Origin of the sequence: Streptomyces sp. NBC_01003 (assembly GCF_045162695.1) — a bacterium.
Lineage (GTDB): Bacteria > Actinomycetota > Actinomycetes > Streptomycetales > Streptomycetaceae > Streptomyces.
The window spans coordinates 5,142,267-5,158,561 of sequence record NZ_CP108707.1 but is presented as its reverse complement, the minus strand read 5'-3'; the positions used below and the strand labels follow the sequence as shown (position 1 = coordinate 5,158,561).

At 72.4% G+C, this 16,295-nt stretch carries 16 protein-coding genes; 4 read left to right on the top strand and 12 right to left on the bottom strand.

Annotated elements, in window-relative coordinates; all coding sequences use genetic code 11:
- Positions 1 to 3: 3 nt before the first annotated feature.
- The 7 genes from OG698_RS23650 to OG698_RS23620 all read right to left on the bottom strand — a co-directional run bounded on the left by OG698_RS23650 (position 4) and on the right by OG698_RS23620 (position 6,585).
- Positions 4 to 504 carry a hypothetical protein gene (locus OG698_RS23650; protein WP_406105252.1) on the bottom strand — a complete coding sequence of 167 codons (501 nt, stop codon included), beginning with the start codon at positions 502 to 504 and terminating at the stop codon, positions 4 to 6.
- Complete coding sequence (locus tag OG698_RS23645) at positions 501 to 1,427, bottom strand: hypothetical protein (RefSeq protein ID WP_406105250.1); 927 nt, start codon at positions 1,425 to 1,427, stop codon at positions 501 to 503. The genes OG698_RS23650 and OG698_RS23645 overlap by 4 nt, the downstream gene beginning before the upstream one ends.
- A gap of 104 nt (positions 1,428 to 1,531) precedes the next feature.
- Positions 1,532 to 1,948 (bottom strand): hypothetical protein, encoded by a 417-nt coding sequence (locus OG698_RS23640; RefSeq protein WP_406105248.1) that lies wholly within the window; start codon positions 1,946 to 1,948, stop codon positions 1,532 to 1,534.
- Between the two features lie 107 nt (positions 1,949 to 2,055).
- Positions 2,056 to 3,780 (bottom strand): IclR family transcriptional regulator C-terminal domain-containing protein, encoded by a 1,725-nt coding sequence (locus OG698_RS23635; protein ID WP_406105247.1) that lies wholly within the window; start codon positions 3,778 to 3,780, stop codon positions 2,056 to 2,058.
- Between the two features lie 101 nt (positions 3,781 to 3,881).
- The gene (locus OG698_RS23630; RefSeq protein WP_406105245.1) at positions 3,882 to 4,700 is read right to left on the bottom strand and encodes a ParB/RepB/Spo0J family partition protein; all 819 of its coding nucleotides are present in this window, start codon (positions 4,698 to 4,700) and stop codon (positions 3,882 to 3,884) included.
- Positions 4,700 to 5,548 carry a ParA family protein gene (locus tag OG698_RS23625; protein ID WP_406105243.1) on the bottom strand — a complete coding sequence of 283 codons (849 nt, stop codon included), beginning with the start codon at positions 5,546 to 5,548 and terminating at the stop codon, positions 4,700 to 4,702. The genes OG698_RS23630 and OG698_RS23625 overlap by 1 nt, the downstream gene beginning before the upstream one ends.
- Before the next feature lie 320 nt (positions 5,549 to 5,868).
- A complete protein-coding gene (locus OG698_RS23620) occupies positions 5,869 to 6,585 on the bottom strand; it encodes an Lrp/AsnC family transcriptional regulator (RefSeq protein ID WP_406105242.1) in 717 nt (238 codons plus the stop codon).
- A 46-nt stretch (positions 6,586 to 6,631) separates the two neighbouring features.
- Between OG698_RS23620 and OG698_RS23615 the strand changes: the two genes are divergently transcribed.
- From OG698_RS23615 to OG698_RS23605, 3 genes are all read left to right on the top strand, one after another.
- Entirely contained in the window at positions 6,632 to 6,994 is a 363-nt protein-coding gene (locus OG698_RS23615) for an amidase family protein (RefSeq protein WP_406105240.1), read from the top strand.
- On the top strand, positions 6,991 to 7,746 hold the full coding sequence (locus OG698_RS23610) for an amidohydrolase family protein (RefSeq protein ID WP_406105238.1): 756 nt from the start codon (positions 6,991 to 6,993) through the stop codon (positions 7,744 to 7,746). Before OG698_RS23615 ends, OG698_RS23610 begins: the two co-directional genes overlap by 4 nt.
- A gap of 148 nt (positions 7,747 to 7,894) precedes the next feature.
- Positions 7,895 to 8,677: a mechanosensitive ion channel family protein gene (locus OG698_RS23605; RefSeq protein WP_406105237.1), complete on the top strand. Its 783-nt coding sequence runs from the start codon at positions 7,895 to 7,897 to the stop codon at positions 8,675 to 8,677.
- Positions 8,678 to 8,683: 6 nt separating this feature from the next.
- Here the strand turns inward: OG698_RS23605 and OG698_RS23600 are convergent, their stop codons facing one another.
- The 3 genes from OG698_RS23600 to OG698_RS23590 all read right to left on the bottom strand — a co-directional run bounded on the left by OG698_RS23600 (position 8,684) and on the right by OG698_RS23590 (position 11,658).
- Complete coding sequence (locus tag OG698_RS23600) at positions 8,684 to 8,980, bottom strand: DUF6401 family natural product biosynthesis protein (protein WP_100596453.1); 297 nt, start codon at positions 8,978 to 8,980, stop codon at positions 8,684 to 8,686.
- A gap of 87 nt (positions 8,981 to 9,067) precedes the next feature.
- Positions 9,068 to 9,865, bottom strand: coding sequence for a DUF4389 domain-containing protein (locus tag OG698_RS23595; RefSeq protein WP_406105235.1), 798 nt, complete (start codon positions 9,863 to 9,865; stop codon positions 9,068 to 9,070).
- A 257-nt stretch (positions 9,866 to 10,122) separates the two neighbouring features.
- Complete coding sequence (locus tag OG698_RS23590) at positions 10,123 to 11,658, bottom strand: AMP-binding protein (protein WP_406105234.1); 1,536 nt, start codon at positions 11,656 to 11,658, stop codon at positions 10,123 to 10,125.
- A gap of 203 nt (positions 11,659 to 11,861) precedes the next feature.
- Here OG698_RS23590 and OG698_RS23585 point away from each other — a divergent pair, with 203 nt between their 5' ends.
- A complete protein-coding gene (locus OG698_RS23585) occupies positions 11,862 to 12,239 on the top strand; it encodes a nuclear transport factor 2 family protein (RefSeq protein ID WP_406105233.1) in 378 nt (125 codons plus the stop codon).
- 66 nt (positions 12,240 to 12,305) lie between these two features.
- Here the strand turns inward: OG698_RS23585 and OG698_RS23580 are convergent, their stop codons facing one another.
- Both OG698_RS23580 and OG698_RS23575 read right to left on the bottom strand, forming a co-directional pair.
- Positions 12,306 to 14,888, bottom strand: coding sequence for a polysaccharide lyase family 8 super-sandwich domain-containing protein (locus OG698_RS23580; protein ID WP_406105231.1), 2,583 nt, complete (start codon positions 14,886 to 14,888; stop codon positions 12,306 to 12,308).
- Positions 14,889 to 15,067: 179 nt separating this feature from the next.
- Positions 15,068 to 15,832: an MBL fold metallo-hydrolase gene (locus OG698_RS23575; protein WP_406105229.1), complete on the bottom strand. Its 765-nt coding sequence runs from the start codon at positions 15,830 to 15,832 to the stop codon at positions 15,068 to 15,070.
- Positions 15,833 to 16,295: the final 463 nt, after the last annotated feature.

Genomic DNA, 16,295 nt, shown 5'->3' with positions numbered 1-16,295 from the left:
GTTTCAGGCCCGGGCGGCGTCGTGCGAACCGTCGCTGACCAGCGCCCAGATGACGAAGACGCCGATGGCGATCGCGATGACCGACCAGATGGGCTCGTAGGGCAGGAACATGAAGTACGCGATGATGTACAGCGAGGCGATGGCGACGCCGACGCCGCGCGCCCAGCCGGCGCCCTTGAGGACGCCGAAGCCGGTGACCGCGACGATGACGCCGATGACCAGGTGGATCCAGCCCCACGTGGTGAGGTTGAAGGCGTACGTGTAGGTGCCGATGCGGGCGTACACGTCGTCCTTGGCGATGCCCGCGATGCCGTTCAGGATGCCCAGGATGCCGCCGACCATCATCAGGACGCCGGCGAAGACCGTGCCGCCGGACGCCCAGCCGCTGCCCGCGCCGTCGCCCCGGGTGGGGTCGGGCCCGGCGGAGCGGTGCTTGTCCGACCAGACGCCATGGGCGGCGTCGGGTCCGGGGGGCGGTGTCGGGGTGGTGGGGGTCTCGCTCATTCAGTCCTCCTCGGTGTCACTGGAATGCTCACCCCGGAAGCGGCGGGCCGCATTTCGGGAGGAACCGGAGGAACCGGAGGGGCCGGAGGGCGCGGCGGTGTCCTGCGGCGCAGGCGCTCCGGCAGCCAGGCGCAGACGGCCACCGCGAGGGACGCGCCCGCGGTCCACCAGGAGGTGGTGCGCACCGACGAGCCGAGGGCGTCGTAGGCCGCGCCCGCCGCGGAGCGGTCCACGTCCGAGGGCAGGTTGTCGAGGGTGAGGGAGCGGCTCGTCGCGAGCGCGACGAGGAGAGCCCCCGCGGCCACTGCGACACCGAGCGCGGTCGCGGTCAGGGCGGGGCGCCGGCGCCGGGCGAGCGCGAGGCCCGCGGCGGCGCAGGCGACCGCGGCGAACGGGAGCCACAGGCCCGCCCGTTGGAGCAGGTGCAGCGACTGGCGCAGCCGGTCGAGGTCGCGCGAGCTGATCACGGTGATGGTGGTGTGCGTGACGGGGATGCGGTCGGCGAAGGGCACGCCGTCGTCGCTGAGCTGCTGCTTGACCTGCCCGGTGACGGGCGCGAGGTCGAGGGTGACCGGGCCGTCGGCGCCGTCGTCGATGGCCTGCTGCACGGCGTCGTGCGCGGCCCGGTTCGCCGTGTTCCACGGCTTCTGGAAGGCGTCGGTGCCGGTGAAGGACTCCACGGCGTCATGCACGAACGCGTCCACGGCCGACTGGATCGGCCCCGCGTCGAGCTGCGTCACGATGGCGTTCGTGACGGCGTCGGCGACCGCGTCCCGCACGGCCGGTTCCGCGGCGAGCGGAGCCATCGTCGCGACGTACCGGTCACTGTCCCCGACCTCGTACTTCGCCCAGACGGAGAGCGTGCCGAGCGGCACGAGCAGGCAGGCCAGGGCCGGCAGGACGACGGACAGGGCTCTTCGCATCACCCTCCCAGGCAACGGGCGGGCGGCAGGGGGCGCCAGCGGGGGCGGGGCAGATGGCGGCTTCTGCGGTGGAGGGCTCGACCGAACGGGTGCTGCCTGGTCGGTCAGTTCTCGTGGGTGTAGTAGCGGTAGAACATGACCGCGAACACACCGGCGGCGACCGTCAGGGCCATGATCGTGGACCGCAGGATCGTGGCGTCGGTCAGGCTGTAGAGATAGCCGAACGCGATACCGGCCCACGAGGCCCAGGCGACGGCGCGCAGTTCGCGCGGCAGCCGGAACGAGGCCCGGTGGAGCCCGAAGGTGACCACGGCGACGATGACGCCCGTGAGGATGCCGAAGAGGACGTTGCCCGTGGTGATCGGGCTCGGGCTCAGGCTCGGGACGGCGTCGCGGCGGATGCCCGAGGCCCAGAAGCCGTAGACGATGCCGAGCAGGAGAGAGAGCCACATCGAGAGCCTGGAGCCGACCGCCATGGAGCGCAGGCCGGAGGTTCCTGAGGCGGGTGCCGCGTGAGCCATGACGGCTCCTTTCTGCCTTTCCCCCCGCCTTCCATTGACCTCCGTCGCCTTCCGATCCGCAACATTGCGGCCGCGTCCCATGCCGCTCTGTGCCACTCTGTGCCGCTCTATGCCGCGGGGATACGGGCGAACCGCCCGGCGACGTGCAGATCGGCCTCGATGCGCGAGGCCGTGGCGAGCAGCGCGGGCAGGACCTCGTCCGTGACCCGGGCCAGGTCGCGGCGGCTGCTGTGCGTGGCCACGTTCACCGCGGCGACGACCTGCTCGGCGAGGTCGCGCACCGGTACGGCGACGGAGCGCAGCCCCTCCTCCAGCTCCCCGTCCACGAGCGCGTGACCCTGTCGCTGTACGTCGTCCAGGAGCGCGCCGAGCCGGTCGGCGCCGGTGACGGTGCGCGGGGTGAGGGGAGTCAGGTCGGCGCGGGCGAGGAACGCGGCCCGCGCGTCCGGGGCCAGACCCGCGAGCAGGACCCGGCCCATGGACGTGGCGAAGGCGGGGAAGCGGGTTCCGACCGAGATGTTCACGCTCATCACTCGGCTCGTCGCGACGCGCGCCGTGTACCGGATGTCGTCGCCGTCGAGCACGGTCAGGGACACCGAGTCGTGCAGCTCGGCCGAGAGCGCCCGCATGTGGGGCGTGGCGATCTCGGCCAGCGTCAGGTGGGACAGGGGCGGGAAGCCGAGGGCGAGGACGCGGGGCGTGAGGTGGAAGCCCCGGCCGCGCGAGGCCACGTATCCGAGGTGCTCCAGCGTGATCAGGGCGCGGCGCGCGGTGGCCCGCGCCAGGCCCGTCGCCGCGGCGATGTCGGTGAGGTTCAGCTCGGCCCGCCCGGGCCCGAAGACGGTCAGCACGGCGAGCCCGCGCGCCAACGACTCGACGAAGTCCCGCCCGAGCCGCTGCTTGGCCTCGGCGGCCCAGGCGGCGTCCGGTCCCTTTGCCTGCGCTCCCGTCGCCTGCGCTCCCGTCGGCGCGGGAGCGTCCGGTCCCGGACCCGGCGCAGGGCCGTCCGGCGCCGGTTCGCGCAGTGCCTCCTCCATCTCCGTGACAGCGGCCCGCAGCGGCCCCAGCATCGCCTCGCGCAGTGACGCGGCGGTGTGGCGGCTGGTGTGGCTGACGACGCTGACCACGCACGCGACGGCGCCCCCGGGACCCCATACGGGCACGGCGAGCGCGACGAGGCCGGGCTCGATGAGCTGGTCGTCGAGGGCCCAGCCGGCGGCCCCGGCGCGCGCCACGCGCTCCTCGAACCGCTCCTTCTCCGGCTCCTGGCGGGGCGGCACCGCGGGGAACCCGCGGTCCTCGGGATCCGCGGCCCGCCGGGCCCGCCACCGCGCCCACATGTCCTCGTCCCACGCGCCCGCGAACAGCGGTCCCGGCGCGGTGCGTTCGGCGGGCAGCAGGTCGCCGATGCGGAAGCTCAGCGACATGGCGCGACGCCGCGTCGCCTGGTGGACGAAGCGGATCCCGTCCCCGTCCGGGACCGCGAGGGACACCGACTCGTCCAGCTCGTCCGCGAGCCGCTCGGCGCGCGGCCCGAGCAGCGCGGGCACCCGCAGAGCGCCCAGGTAGGCGTTGCCCACGGCCATCAGCGGCGGCGCCAGCGTGGCGTCACGCCCGTCGAGGCGCAGGCAACCCATGTGCGCGAGGGTCGCGCAGATCCGGTCGACCGTGGACCGGGCGAGGCCGGTCGCCCGCGCGAGCTCGCTGAGGCTCAGCGTGCCGCCGGCGTCGGTGAGCCGCCGCAGCACGTCGATGCCGCGCATCAGCGGCGCGACGGCCTCCGCGGGCACCGCGACGCCGGGGTCGAGGGTGGGAACCGGTCCAGTGGACATGTGCGATGACTGCTCTCCGTGACGCATTCTCCGGCAACGGTAGAGGAATCCCTCCGCCGACCGGCTCCCCGCCCGAGCGCGAGCGCCCGTCGCGGGTGCGCTCAGCGGGCGAGGAGTTCCAGGATCCGGTCGAGCGCCGCGGGGGCGAGATGGCGGCGGAGGGACTCGACGACCTCTTCCGGGGTGCCCCGGCTGTCGATCTTGATTACGCCGTAATCACGCCGGGCCTTCGGCACGGTCGGCGGGGGCGCGCCGGTGTCGCCGGGGAGCGCCTGCTCCTCCTGGGGGAGGCGGGCGATGCGGCGGGCGTCCTCGACCGAGACGCGTCCGTCGGCCAGCGCCTCCTGGATGTCCCCGCGCAGCTTCATCAGGGACAGCCGCTGCGAGACGAAGCCCTGCGTCTTGCCGATGCGGGCGGCGACCTGGCGCTGCGAGTAGCCGTAGCTCTTGATGAGGCCCTGGATGGCCTGGGCCTGCTCCAGCTCGGTGAGGTCGTCGCGCTGGACGTTCTCGATCAGGGCGTCCTCGTCGGTGCGGGACGCGTCCTCGCGCACCAGTACGGGCACCTCGTCCAGGCCCGCCATCCGGGCCGCGGCGAGCCGCCGGTGGCCGTGCAGGACGATGTACGGGGCCCGGCCCACGGCCTCCTCGTGGTGCGGGTGCGCCGCGACGAACACGGCACGGGGGACCACCCCGAGCGCCTGGAGTACCCCGCGCTCGCGCACCGTCTCGGCGAGCCCGTCCAGGTCGCGCAGCTCGTGGCGCGGATTGTCGGGGTTCTCGGCGAGGTCGGCGAGCGCGACGGTGACGGGGTGCGCGGCGTCGCGGGCAACGGGCTCGGCGCGTCCCTCCGACGGCTGCGCTGCCGGGGCGGCCGCGCCGGAGGACAGCAGGGAGGACAGATCGGTACGGCGCCCCATCAGACGTTCACCTTCTTGGCGTTCTTGTCGCTCTTGGTGTTTCCGGCGCTCTTGGCCTTCGTGCCCTTGGCCGCCGCAGGCTGCGCGCTCTTCTTCGTACTCGTACGGGTGCTGCTCGCGGAGCGCTTGGCGGGGGCCGGGATCGCGGCGAGGCCCACCTCCAGGGCGAGGCGGAAGAAGTCCTCGCGGGCCTGGAGCGCGACGCGGTTCGCGCCGTACTGGGTGACGACGAGGCCGTCCGCGGAGGCGCGCGTGTGCAGCTTGTAGTGCCGTACGACCGTACGGGCCAGCGGCCAGTCCTGGGCCTCGACGAAGGCGCGCGTCTGCTCCAGGTCGGCCTTGCCGTCGCGCGGGTCCCAGTTGTTGATGACCACGCGGTAGGGCAGGCCGCGTGGCTTCACGACGCGCTCGATGGTGCGCTGCGTGGGCTGGAAGCCGAGCGGCTCGGGCTCGATCGGCACGATCACGTCGTGGGCGTTGGACAGGACGGCGCGCAGAGCGTCCGCGGCGGCACCCTTGCCGAGCGGGTCCTCGCCGGCGGACTCGGCGAGGTCGAGCCAGCCCGGGGTGTCGACGAACACGTGCTGGGCGGAGGGGATGCGGGAGAGCGCGGCGAGCCCGGCCAGGTCGTCGTGGGCCTGCACGAAGTCGAAGGGGAGGCCGCCGCCGACGCGCTCCGACCACCACACGGCGGAGCCCTGCGGGTCGATGGAGACGGCGACGACGGGCGGCTGGCCGCCCTCGGTCCCCGCGCCGAGCACGTCCGCGGTCACGGCGGCGAGGTTGACGGCGAGCGTGGACTTACCCACGCCGCCCTTCTGATTGAGGATCACGTGCACGTGGGCCATGCTCACCACACTCCCTGAGAGACCGGCGTAACGAGCGAATCTGATGAAACGCGCGAAACGGGTGATTCTGTACCTGGTCACTGTGGCAGTGCGGGCAGGGGCGTGCGGAGCGAACACGCCGTGGACGGCGGGTGGTTACGCCCAGACATCCACCTGCGCGTACCCCACGGCCCGCCCCTCGGCGTCCAGGAGCCGCCCCATCGGCTTCACGGCGCGCAGGGCGACGGCCCGGTCGGCGATGCGCAGGTGGGGGAGTTTTCCGGCGAGTCCGACCTCCAGGAGCTGTGCGTCGAGCAGGGACGCGACCCAGACCGTGGCGATCAGGTTCTGCGGCCCGCGGTCCCCACGCAGAGCCGGATCTCCGGGAGCTTCGCCAACTCCCGCGCCGTGGCGTCGAGATGCTCGGGCGGTACGGACCCGAAGAACGTGACGGAGACGGGGGAGCCGGACAGGGAACGGGCCAGGTCGCAGCGCAGGACCAGGCGGCCCGAGTCGAGGAGCCGGCCGAGGCGCCGGCTCACGGTGTTCACGCTGACGCCGAGGCGCGTGGCGAGTTCCCCGACGGGCAGGCGGCCGTCCTCGCCGAGCGCGGTCACCAGGGCGCGGTGGTCCGCCAGGTAGGGGGCGGCGCCGCCGGCGGAGCGGCGGGACGCGGCGAGGGCCTCCTGCTGGGTGCGGGTGAGGCTGCGCAGGCGCCAGATGCTGCCCTCGGTGTAGCTGCGGGTGATGAGGTGCGCGCGCGAGGACGTGACGCCGGGGACGGCGCCGAGCGTGTCGACGATGTACGCGGACAGGGCGCTGAAGTCGGGCGTCATGACGGTGACCAGCAGGTCGCGGCCGCCCGCCGTGTGCTCGAAGGTGACGACCTTCGGGTCCTCGGACAGGACGGCCGCGACGGCCGCGTCCTGGCCGGGCGCGCAGTCGACCTCGACCAGCGCCCCGCCGCCGACGTCGTACGCGTACGCGGTGACCCAGGCCAGCCCCGCCGAGCGCAGCCGTTCCCAGCGCCGGGCGACGGTGGCCGCGGAACCGGCCACGCCGACACGTTGGAGGTGTCATCGCATGGAGCGTCGCATGTCTTGCGTGGAACAATCGTTCGAAATATTGAGTGGTGCGGTGCATGCCCTGCGCACCGGCGCCGTCGGCAGCCGTGAGCTCGTGACCGCCGCGCTCGCCGACGCCGACGCGCTCGACCCGCTGTTCGGCGTCTTCGTCACCCGCTTCCCCGAGCAGGCGCTCGCCGCCGCACGGGCGGCGGACGCGCTGCCCGCCGGCGAGCGCGGACCCCTGCACGGCGTGCCCGTGGCCGTGAAGGACAACTTCGCCGCCGCCGAGGGCCCGGTCACCGCGCAGAGCCCGGCCCACGACCCCGGCCTGCGGCGCGGGCTCGACGCCCCGGCCGTGACACGCCTGCGCGCGGCCGGGGCGGTGGTCATCCCACGATGAGCCGCCTCGCGGACGGCGTCGACGACTGCCGGCGCGCGGTGCGCGACCTGCTGCGCAAGGGCGCCGACTGCGTCAAGGTCGCCGCGACCGGCGGCGTGTGGAGCCCCACCGACCAGCCCGACGACGACGGGTTCCTCGAGGACGAGATCCGCACGATCACCGAGATCGCGGCGGACCACCGCGGCAAGCGGGTCGCCGCGCACGCGCAGGGCCGCGGCGGCATCCTCAACGCCGTGCGCGGCGGCGTGGCCAGCGTCGAGCACGGCTACGAGATCGACGACGAGGCCATCGACCTGATGCTGGAGCGCGGCACGTTCCTCGTGCCGACGCTGACCACGGCGAACACCGACCCCGACCCGCCGAAGGCCGCGAACTGGGCGTACGCGAAGAAGAAGCACTGGCAGGCGGTCGCGCGCCGGCACATCCCGCACGCCGTCGAGCGCGGTGTGCGCGTCGCCATGGGCACGGACTGCGGCATCGCGGCGCACGGCACGAACCTGCGTGAGCTCGCCCATCTCGTCGAGTCCGGCATGACCCCGATGGGTGCGATCCTCGCGGGGACGTCCGAGGCGGCGGACCTGCTCGGCCTCGCCCACGAGATCGGCACGCTGGAGCCCGGCAAGCGCGCCGACCTCGTCATCGCGCGCGGCAACCCGCTCACCGACATCGCCTCCCTCGGCAAGCCCGAGAACGTCCTGCTAGTGGCGAAGGACGGCGTCCCTTACAAGGATCCGGACGGCCTCGCAGCCTGACCCTCACCTGTCACACGAATGGACGCGGCCCGCAGGCCGCGTCCATTCGTGCGCTGATATCCACGAAGGAGCACATCACCGCATCTGTGGGGGGCCTGATCGCCCGGCGCGGCAGCGCGTACGGGCCCCATCGAGTGGAGGACCACTCATGCCCCAGCTCGCCGACAGACCCACGCTCGCCGTGGACTTCACTTCGGGCCTCAGCGACGCCTGGTCAAAAGTCGCCCAGTTCGTGCCGAAGCTCGTGGGCTTCCTGGTGGTCCTGGCCATCGGCTGGTTCATCTCGAAGATGATCGCCCGCGTGCTCGACCGGGTCCTGCGCAAGGTCGGCTCGGAGAAACTCGCCGAGCGCTCCGGCGCCGCCCGCATGCTCGAGGGCTCCACGTACGACATGACGGCGATCGTCTGCAAGGTCGTGTACTACGCGCTGCTGCTGATCACCCTGCAGATCGCACTCGGCGTCTTCGGCCCGAACCCCGTCAGCAACATGATCAACGGCATCGTGGCCTGGCTGCCGCGCGCCATCGTCGCCATCGTCCTGGTCGTCATCGCCATGGCCATCGCCAACGTCGTGCGCGACATCGTCACCAACGCGCTGTCGTCGGTCTCGTACGGAAAGACGATCGGCACGATCGTCTGGGCGTGCATCGTCGCCCTCGGTGTGATCGCGGCGCTCGGCCAGGCGGGCATCGCCACGGCGATCACCCAGCCGATCCTGATCGCCGCGCTCGCCGCCGTCGTCGGCATCATCGTCGTGGGTGTGGGCGGCGGTCTCATCGGCCCGATGCGGCAGCGCTGGGAGCGCATGCTGAACACCGCCGAGCAGGAGACGGCCAAGGCCCGCGGCGGCATCTCCGCCTACCAGGCGGGCCGCGAGGACGCGCTCACGAACCAGCCCGTCCAGGAGCGCGAGCGCACCGACGACATGTAATCGGTCCTACGCGAGATCGTGCCGTCTCACCAGCCAGCTGATGGCGGTGAGGCGGCACACCGCGTAGTCGTGGCCCACGGGCTCGCGCCAGCCGTTCTCCGCGAGGGCGTCGAGGAAGCCGAGCGCGTAGTCCGAGAGGACCTCCCGGTCGGGGGCCTGCGGCAGCAGCGCGCCCCCGCCCGCCTCCAGCTTGTCCCGCAGTTCCGCGACATGCTGGTCGACGGCGGCCGTGAAGCCGGGCTCGAACGCGAACTCCGCGAAGCGCGGGGTGTACGAGGTGCTGATGCGGGCCAGGGGAGACATGCGCTCCACCGTAAACGGGGCATAGCGCCCCGGAACAGGTCTTTTGTCATGCCATTGGTCACAGGCGCCGGGCGCGCCCGGGGGTGATCAGAAGCCGGGCAGCGAAGCCTGTACGGCGGCGGAGCCGTCCGCGCCGTAACGGGCGCTGTTGGCCGCGCCGCCGACGAGACCGAGCACGAGGAACGCCCCGACCAGCATCTTCGCTCCCGCCCGCAGGAACAGGGGCCGCGTCGCGGACGGGCCCGCGATGGTGCCGACGACGGCGTCCGGTGCCGACTGGTCGCCGAAGAGCCGCTTCGGGTAGGCGGAGGTCAGCAGCAGCAGGTACGCGCCGAGCCGCATCCGGTAGCGCAGGACCGCGGCCGTCGCCTCGAACAGGGGCAGCGGCATCCGGCCGAGGAGCAGCACGACGAGCCACGACAGCACGGAGACGGCCCACCAGCCTGCGGTGGCGATCGCCCCGACGAGCGCCGCGGGGATCACCAGGAGCAGCCGGAGGAGCACGGCCAGCCGGTTGAGGTGCACGGACCGGAGTACGCGCACCCGCACCGGGTAGCCCATCGGCTCGCCGAGCTCGAAGGGCGGATAGCGGCCGGTGAGGAGCATCGCGGAGGCGGTCACGCGGGTGTCGTAGCCGAGGAACCCCGCGAGATACCGCTCGACCGGATCGGGCAGCCGCCCGATGAGCAGCGCCGCGAACCAGCCGGCGACCACCGTGAAGAACGCCGCCACCGACAGCAGGGCGAGCACGACGAGATGCGGCAGGAGCAGCAGGAGCCGCACCAGCACGAAGAGCCGGTTCTGCCGCCCCGGATGCGGGATGTCCAACTCGGGCAGGGCCTCGGCCCCCGGAATCAGCGGGACCGTGCCGTAGTGGGGTTCCATGCCGGTAACTCTGCCGAGGGAAAGGGGTACGGGCACCCCGGGTCGTCCGCCCGGGTGGACGGCGGTGGCCGGCACGCACTCCCCCAAGCTCTCGGCTTCGCTCGAGCCGGGGAGACCCCGATCGAGGGCTCTCCGGCGCCGTGCGATCGCCCGCACCCCACCGCCGGGCCGTCCTTGTTGCGGAAGGCAGGCGTTGACGAGGGGCCCCGTGGGGCACGGCACCGCCCGGCCCGCCGGGTGCGCCCCGGGCGGGCGGCTCAGTTCACCCTCCGGTCCCGGCCCTCCCAATACGGCGCCCGCAGCTTGTACTTCTGGAGTTTGCCGGTTGCTGTGCGGGCCAGTTCTTCGCGGAATTCCACCGACGTGGGGGCCTTGAAGCCGGCCAGGCGAGCCTTGCAGTGGCGGATCAGTTCGTCCTCCGTGACCGTCGCGTCGGGGGACCGGACGACCAGGGCCTTGATCGTCTCGCCCCACTTCTCGTCCGGGACGCCGATGACGGCGACCTCCGCGACGCCGGAGTGGCTGAAGAGAGCATCCTCCACCTCGATCGACGAGACGTTCTCGCCGCCCGTGATGATCACGTCCTTCTTGCGGTCGCTGATCGTCAGATAGCCGTCCTCGCCGACCGCACCGCCGTCGCCCGTGTGGAACCAGCCGCCCGCGAGGGCCTTCGCGCTCTCCTCGGGCTGCTCCCAGTAGCCCTCCAGGATCACGTTCGAGCGGGCGAGCACCTCGCCCTCCTCGTCGGTGCGCAGCGTCACGCCGAGCGCGGGCGCCCCGGCCCGTACGAGCTTCTCGGCGCGCTCGGAGGCGTCCAGCTCGTCCCACTCGGCGCGCCCGCGATTCACCGTGAGCAGCGGCGACGTCTCCGTGAGGCCGTAGATCTGGATGAACTCCCAGCCGAGTTCGGACTCGACGCGGGCCACCGTGCGCGTGGGCGGCGGCGCCCCGGCGACGATGATGCGGACCCGGTCGCGCCCCGGGATCGCGCCCTTCCAGGAGCGCGCCGCGTCCAGGACGGCGTTGACGACAGCGGGCGCGGCGCACATCACGGTCACGCCGTGCTCGTCGACGCGGCGCAGGATCTCGGCGCCGTCGACCTTGCGCAGCGCGATCTGGCGCACGCCGAGCGCGGACATGGCGAACGGCATGCCCCAGCCGTTGGCGTGGAACATCGGCAGCGTGTGCAGATAGACATCCCGGTCGGTGACGCCCGCGTGCAGGGCGAAGGTGACGGCGTTGACCCAGATGTTGCGGTGGGTGATCTGGACGCCCTTGGGCCGGGCGGTCGTGCCGCTCGTGTAGTTGATCGTGGCGGTGGCGTTCTCGTCGGGCGTCCAGTCGCTGGGGTCCGCGTCGAAGCGGTAGAGCTCGGAGTCGGCGGCCGCTCCGATGGTGAAGCGGTGCTTGGCGGGGACGTCGGCGAGGCGGTCGGTCAGTTCGGGGTCCACGAGGAGGACGTCCGCGCCCGAGTGCGAGACCACGTATTTCACCTCCTCCGCGGTGAGGCGGAAGTTGACCGGCACGAGGACGCGGCCGTAGCCGCTCACGCCGAAGAACGACGTCAGCAGCCGCGCGCTGTTCGGCGACACGACCGCGACGCGCGCGCCGAGCGGCACCCCGAGCGCGTCGAGCCCTGCGGCCTGGGCCCGTGCCAGCTCGGCCATCCGACGGTAGGTCAGGTCCTCCCAGGGTTCGGCCGGCTGGACCGGCTCGTCGACCACACCGATCCGGTCCCCGTAGACGGTGGCGGCACGTTCCAGAAAATCAAGGGCCCCGAACGGGACGAACATCCTGGCCTCCCGAGCACTGACGATGAACTACACAGCTGGTTCTGTCCGACCACAGCATGGGTGAACCGGGCCGCTCCCGGCATTACCTCCGGCGTAATCGACCACGGTCCGCCCGCCCGGCAGGCTGAAGGCATCCGGAACCCGGGCGGCGCACTCCTCCCGGGCTCCGGACCCTCATCCGACCTGGCTGGAGGCCGATTCGTATGTCCGTCATCTCCGTTCACGAAGCCGCAGTCGCCCGCTACTTCGAGGCATGGAACGCCGAGGGCGCCGACGCCCGCGCCGAGGCCGTCGCCGCCGCGTGGAGCGAGGACGGCAGCTACACCGACCCCCTGGCCGACGTGGCGGGGCACGAGGGCATCGCCGCCGTGATCGCGGCGGCCCGCGAACAGTTTCCCGGGTTCGCGTTCAGGCAGACCGGGACGGTCGACGGGCACCACGACATCGCCCGGTTCACCTGGGAGCTGGTGTCCGTCGCGGACGGCTCCGCGCCCGTCGCCGGTTCCGACGTGATCTCGCTGGCCAAGGACGGCCGGATCCGTACGGTGCAGGGGTTCCTGGACCGGATCCCGGCAGCGTGACGACTGACTCCAGGGCCTCTCGTCCGGATCACGCCGGGCTCGCGGGGCCTGATCCGGACGAAAGCCCTAGCGCAGCGTCACCGTGAAGCTCCGCCCGTACGCGTGGCGGGTGTCCACGTCCAGGCGGGTGCCGCCGGGGACGCGGGTCACCCGCACCTGCGGGTCCGCGGTGACCCTGCTCAGGGGGCGTCCGTGGAGCAGGACGCTCACGGTGTCGCGCTGTGTCGTCGGGTCCGCGACCGCGACGGTGGTCGGGTCGCCGTGGCGCCGCCCGCGACGGACGAGCACCGACGCCGGGCCCTCGACGCGCAGGCCCGCGGTCTCGTGCCGGCCGGGTGTGAAGGTGTTGGCGGCGGTCAGACCGAGGCCCTTGTGGGTGACGGCCTGGAGGCGCGGTGTGTTCGCGTGGACGGTCAGGGGCCCGTCGTGGCGGGCGTACGAGCGCAGGGCGGCCGCCGCCGCGTTGGGCACCAGCGCGTAGGCCAGGCAGGCGGGTTCGGCCCCCGCCGCATGGTCGACCGTCACGCCGAGGACCTCGCGGGTCACCGCCGTGTCCGGGTTCGAGGTGCGGACCACGCGGCGGCTGCGGGTGACCTCGTCGAGGGAGACCCGCACGCGCGGGGTGTCGAGGAAGACATAGCCGAGCGACGTGCCGCGGGTCGTGTTGGCGTAGCGCAGCCAGTGCAGGTCGCCGGTGCCCGGGCCGGACCACGGGCGGCCGTCACGCAGCGCTCCGGTGACCGTGGTCAGGTCGTCCGGGGCGGCCGTGCGGGAGTCGACGGTCGTCGTCACGGCCCGCCCGGCTGCGTCGCCGACATCGGCCGCGAGGACCACGATCTCGTCGTCGAACAGGAACCACGACTTCGTGGACGTCGCGTTGCGGTAGACCACGAAGTCGTCCGGCAGGATGCCCTTCTGCTTGTCCCGGTAGGGGACGTCGTCCGACTGCACCATGGCGGCCGCGCCGTACGCGCCGAGCACGGCGCCGCCCGAGTGCGGGCCGGTGCCGCACGGGAAGTAGACGTAACGGTTCTGCGACTCGGACGACGACGTGAAGTTCAGCGGGTGGCCAGGGTTGCCGTAGTACGGCTTCCCGTAGAGGTCGGGGACCGTGCGGCGCTCCTCGACCGGCGCGGTGACGCCGGACAGGGCGTACGGCGAGACCGCCGTGAAGTAGTCGACGCCGTACGCCTGCGTCTGGTCCTGGCCGGACAGATACAGGTAGTACGCGCCGTCGCCCTGGAACCACGGCATGAGGTTCTCGCCGCTCATGTACTCGTACTTGCTGATGCGGGACGAGCTGCGCGCGAGGGCGAAGGCGTAGCCCGGCCTGCGGTGCACGGTCCGGTCCATGGAGTTGAACGCGACCGTGCGCGACGCCGGGTTGAGGTCCTCGGCCGGGACGGACGCGTCGCCGGTGATGTCGGCGTAGCGCGTGATGCTCACCGGGGAGACGAACGAGGACGGGTCGAGGGCGGCGCGCGAGGTGGCCCGGATGTGTTTGACGTAGCTCTTCAGCGCGCCGGCGTCGGCGCCTGCGGTGTCGTCGGCGAGTGACGCGAGATCCACGACCGCCTCGACGACGATCGCGACGTCGGTGTAGCCGGTGTCCGGGCGGGACACCGCCCGGCCCTTGACGATCTCCATCATCCAGCCCTCGAAGATGAGCGGCGCGAAGCCGTTGCGCACCCAGCCCACGACGGTCGGCACCAGCTCCCCGCCGTGCGCGAAGCCCGTGCCGTCGAGGATCTTGAGGGTCTGCACGACCCGCGTGAGCAGACCCTTCCCGTACGACCCGGTGTAGGCGACGGAGGCGTGCTGGATGAACGAGCCGTCGGCGTAATACCCGTCCGTGACACCGTGGTTGAGGGCGTACGGGTCGATCGTCGCGAAGACCGTGAGCTGGTCGGTGAGGGCCTTGCGGATACGGGCCTCGCCGTCGGGGGCGCCGCCGCCGTCCGCGATGAGGAGGGCGCCCTGGAGGAGGCGGTTCGTGGTGATGTCGGCGAGGTTGGCGCCCGTGTGGAAGCGCGAGTCGAGGTTCACGTCGCCGTCGGTGCCGTTGCGCAGGTACGCGTCCATCGAGGCGACGTAGGTGCGCAGGAGGTCCGGACGGTAGGCCTTCACCGCGTCGGCGAGGAGGACGAGGGTCTTGCTGATGAACTGGGAGAGGCCGATCTCCCAGTAGAACCAGTTGCCGTAGTAGCCCTTGGACTGGTCGCCGTAGTAACGCTCGTGCAGCCACGCGAGACCGTCGATGACGCGGCGCTGCACCACCTCGTTGCCGTACAGGTCCGGGGCCGCGCCGGGGGCGCGCGTCGCGAGGGCGATCTCGTACAACTGCTTGTACGCCGTGTTGAGTCTGCCCTCGTCGGTGCCGAGCACGAGCCCGGCGAAGAGTTCACCGGGGCCCGCCGCGTCCATCGACTTCAGGTTCGCGCGGGCGGCCTTGTCGATCGCGGCACGCTTCGCGGCCGTCTCCGGCCGGGCGTTGGACTCGGCGCTCCCGGCGAAGACCTCGACGGTGTTGGCCAGGAGCCGCGCGCTGTCCGCGGCCGCGTCGGCTGCGCCGGCCCAACCGGTGGGGACCACCGTCATGAGACCGGCGGCTGACAGGGCGGACAGCAGGCGTCTGCGGGTGATCTCCATGGCTTCCTCCGCCGGTGAGTTGGCGTGCTGGCGCGCGGAGTCAAGCAGATGGGCCCGAGGGCGACAAGAGGTTCACGGGCCCGGAGGGAAAGCGCGTACTGTCCCTGTCTCGTACTGTCCCTGTCCCGTACGGGTCCTGTCCTGTACGGGACCTGTCCCGTACGAGCCCGGGCGCGGCGTCACACGGGAAGCCAGTCGGCGCCCTCGCCCGCCCCGTCCGGGACGACCTGGCCGAAGACGACGTCCGCGAAGTGGATGCCGAAGCCGAGGGTGCCCGGCTGCTGCAGTTCGCTGATCAGCCGGCGCCGGTGGCGCTCCGACTGGGCCGGGTCGCCCTCCGACACCGTGAACCACTCGGGGTGGCGCACCTGGAGCGGCGAGTGCAGCGCGTCCCCGAACGCGAGCAGGCGGCGGCCTCGCGAGGTGATGGTGAAGCCGGTGTGGCCCACGGTGTGGCCGGGCAGCGCCATTGCCCGCACGCCCGGGAAGATCTCCTCACCAGGGACGACAAGCCGCAGCCGCCGCTCCAGCGCGGCCGGCGCCCCGGCGGTCAGCCCCGCCACCTGTTGCCGGTTCTCCCACTCGCTCTTCGGCACCGCGAACGCGGCAGCGGTGAAGACCGGCGGATCCGTGCACGCCCAGCCGATGTGGTCCGGGTGCAGATGGGTGAAGGCCACGACCTCTATCTCGTCGGGCCGCGCCCCGAGCCGCGCCAGATTGTCGAGCAGCGAACCGCCGTGCACCGCGCCGATGTAAGGGTGCTCGGGGTCCTCCGGCACGGAGTGCGGACCGAACCCCGCGTCGATGAGCAGTGCCCGCTCCTGGAACTGGACAAGCAGCCCGCCGGTGTTGGCGACGAGACGGGCGGTGTCGTTGAGATAGGCGCCACCGTCCCCCGCCCGAGGCGGCTCAGGCGGCTTGAACAGCATGGCGCCATCAGGCACGTAACTGACCTTCAGCTCACCCACCTGCAGAGAACACACGGCCGAAGGCCGCCGCAATCGCCGGTCGTTCACGGTAGGTCTCCTAGGTGATGTTCAGAAGGGGCGCCCGTCAGGGGCACGGGCTCGGCCCGCGGACATACGACGGCGGCAGTGCCCCTGAAAGGGGTGCGGGGCTGTATCGATTTGCGGCTCTGCCGCGTGGGCGCGACAAGCCACTGCGTGCCCGCAGGGAGTCAGGCACGGGAGCCCCGGATCAGGGGTGCGGGGCTGTATCGATTTGCGGCTCCGCCGCGTGGGCGCGACAAGCCACTGCGTGCCCGCAGGGAATCAGGCACGGGAGCCCCGGATCAGGGGTGCGGGGCTGTATCGATTTGCGGCTCTGCCGCGTGGGCGCGACAAGCCACTGCGCGCCCGCAGGGAATCAGGCACGGGAGCTCCCCGGATCAGGGGCGCGGGGAACTGC

What these genes read in the sequence shown, in the direction of transcription:
- OG698_RS23630 (WP_406105245.1), bottom strand. Translation starts at nt 4,700, where the DNA reads ATGGGGCGCCGTACCGATCTGTCCTCCCTGCTGTCCTCCGGCGCGGCC.
- OG698_RS23610 (WP_406105238.1), top strand. Translation starts at nt 6,991, where the DNA reads ATGAGCCGCCTCGCGGACGGCGTCGACGACTGCCGGCGCGCGGTGCGC.
- OG698_RS23650 (WP_406105252.1), bottom strand. Translation starts at nt 504, where the DNA reads ATGAGCGAGACCCCCACCACCCCGACACCGCCCCCCGGACCCGACGCC.
- OG698_RS23590 (WP_406105234.1), bottom strand. Translation starts at nt 11,658, where the DNA reads ATGTTCGTCCCGTTCGGGGCCCTTGATTTTCTGGAACGTGCCGCCACC.
- OG698_RS23595 (WP_406105235.1), bottom strand. Translation starts at nt 9,865, where the DNA reads ATGGAACCCCACTACGGCACGGTCCCGCTGATTCCGGGGGCCGAGGCC.
- OG698_RS23585 (WP_406105233.1), top strand. Translation starts at nt 11,862, where the DNA reads ATGTCCGTCATCTCCGTTCACGAAGCCGCAGTCGCCCGCTACTTCGAG.
- OG698_RS23640 (WP_406105248.1), bottom strand. Translation starts at nt 1,948, where the DNA reads ATGGCTCACGCGGCACCCGCCTCAGGAACCTCCGGCCTGCGCTCCATG.
- OG698_RS23605 (WP_406105237.1), top strand. Translation starts at nt 7,895, where the DNA reads ATGCCCCAGCTCGCCGACAGACCCACGCTCGCCGTGGACTTCACTTCG.
- OG698_RS23600 (WP_100596453.1), bottom strand. Translation starts at nt 8,980, where the DNA reads ATGTCTCCCCTGGCCCGCATCAGCACCTCGTACACCCCGCGCTTCGCG.
- OG698_RS23635 (WP_406105247.1), bottom strand. Translation starts at nt 3,780, where the DNA reads ATGTCCACTGGACCGGTTCCCACCCTCGACCCCGGCGTCGCGGTGCCC.
- OG698_RS23645 (WP_406105250.1), bottom strand. Translation starts at nt 1,427, where the DNA reads ATGCGAAGAGCCCTGTCCGTCGTCCTGCCGGCCCTGGCCTGCCTGCTC.
- OG698_RS23580 (WP_406105231.1), bottom strand. Translation starts at nt 14,888, where the DNA reads ATGGAGATCACCCGCAGACGCCTGCTGTCCGCCCTGTCAGCCGCCGGT.
- OG698_RS23625 (WP_406105243.1), bottom strand. Translation starts at nt 5,548, where the DNA reads ATGGCCCACGTGCACGTGATCCTCAATCAGAAGGGCGGCGTGGGTAAG.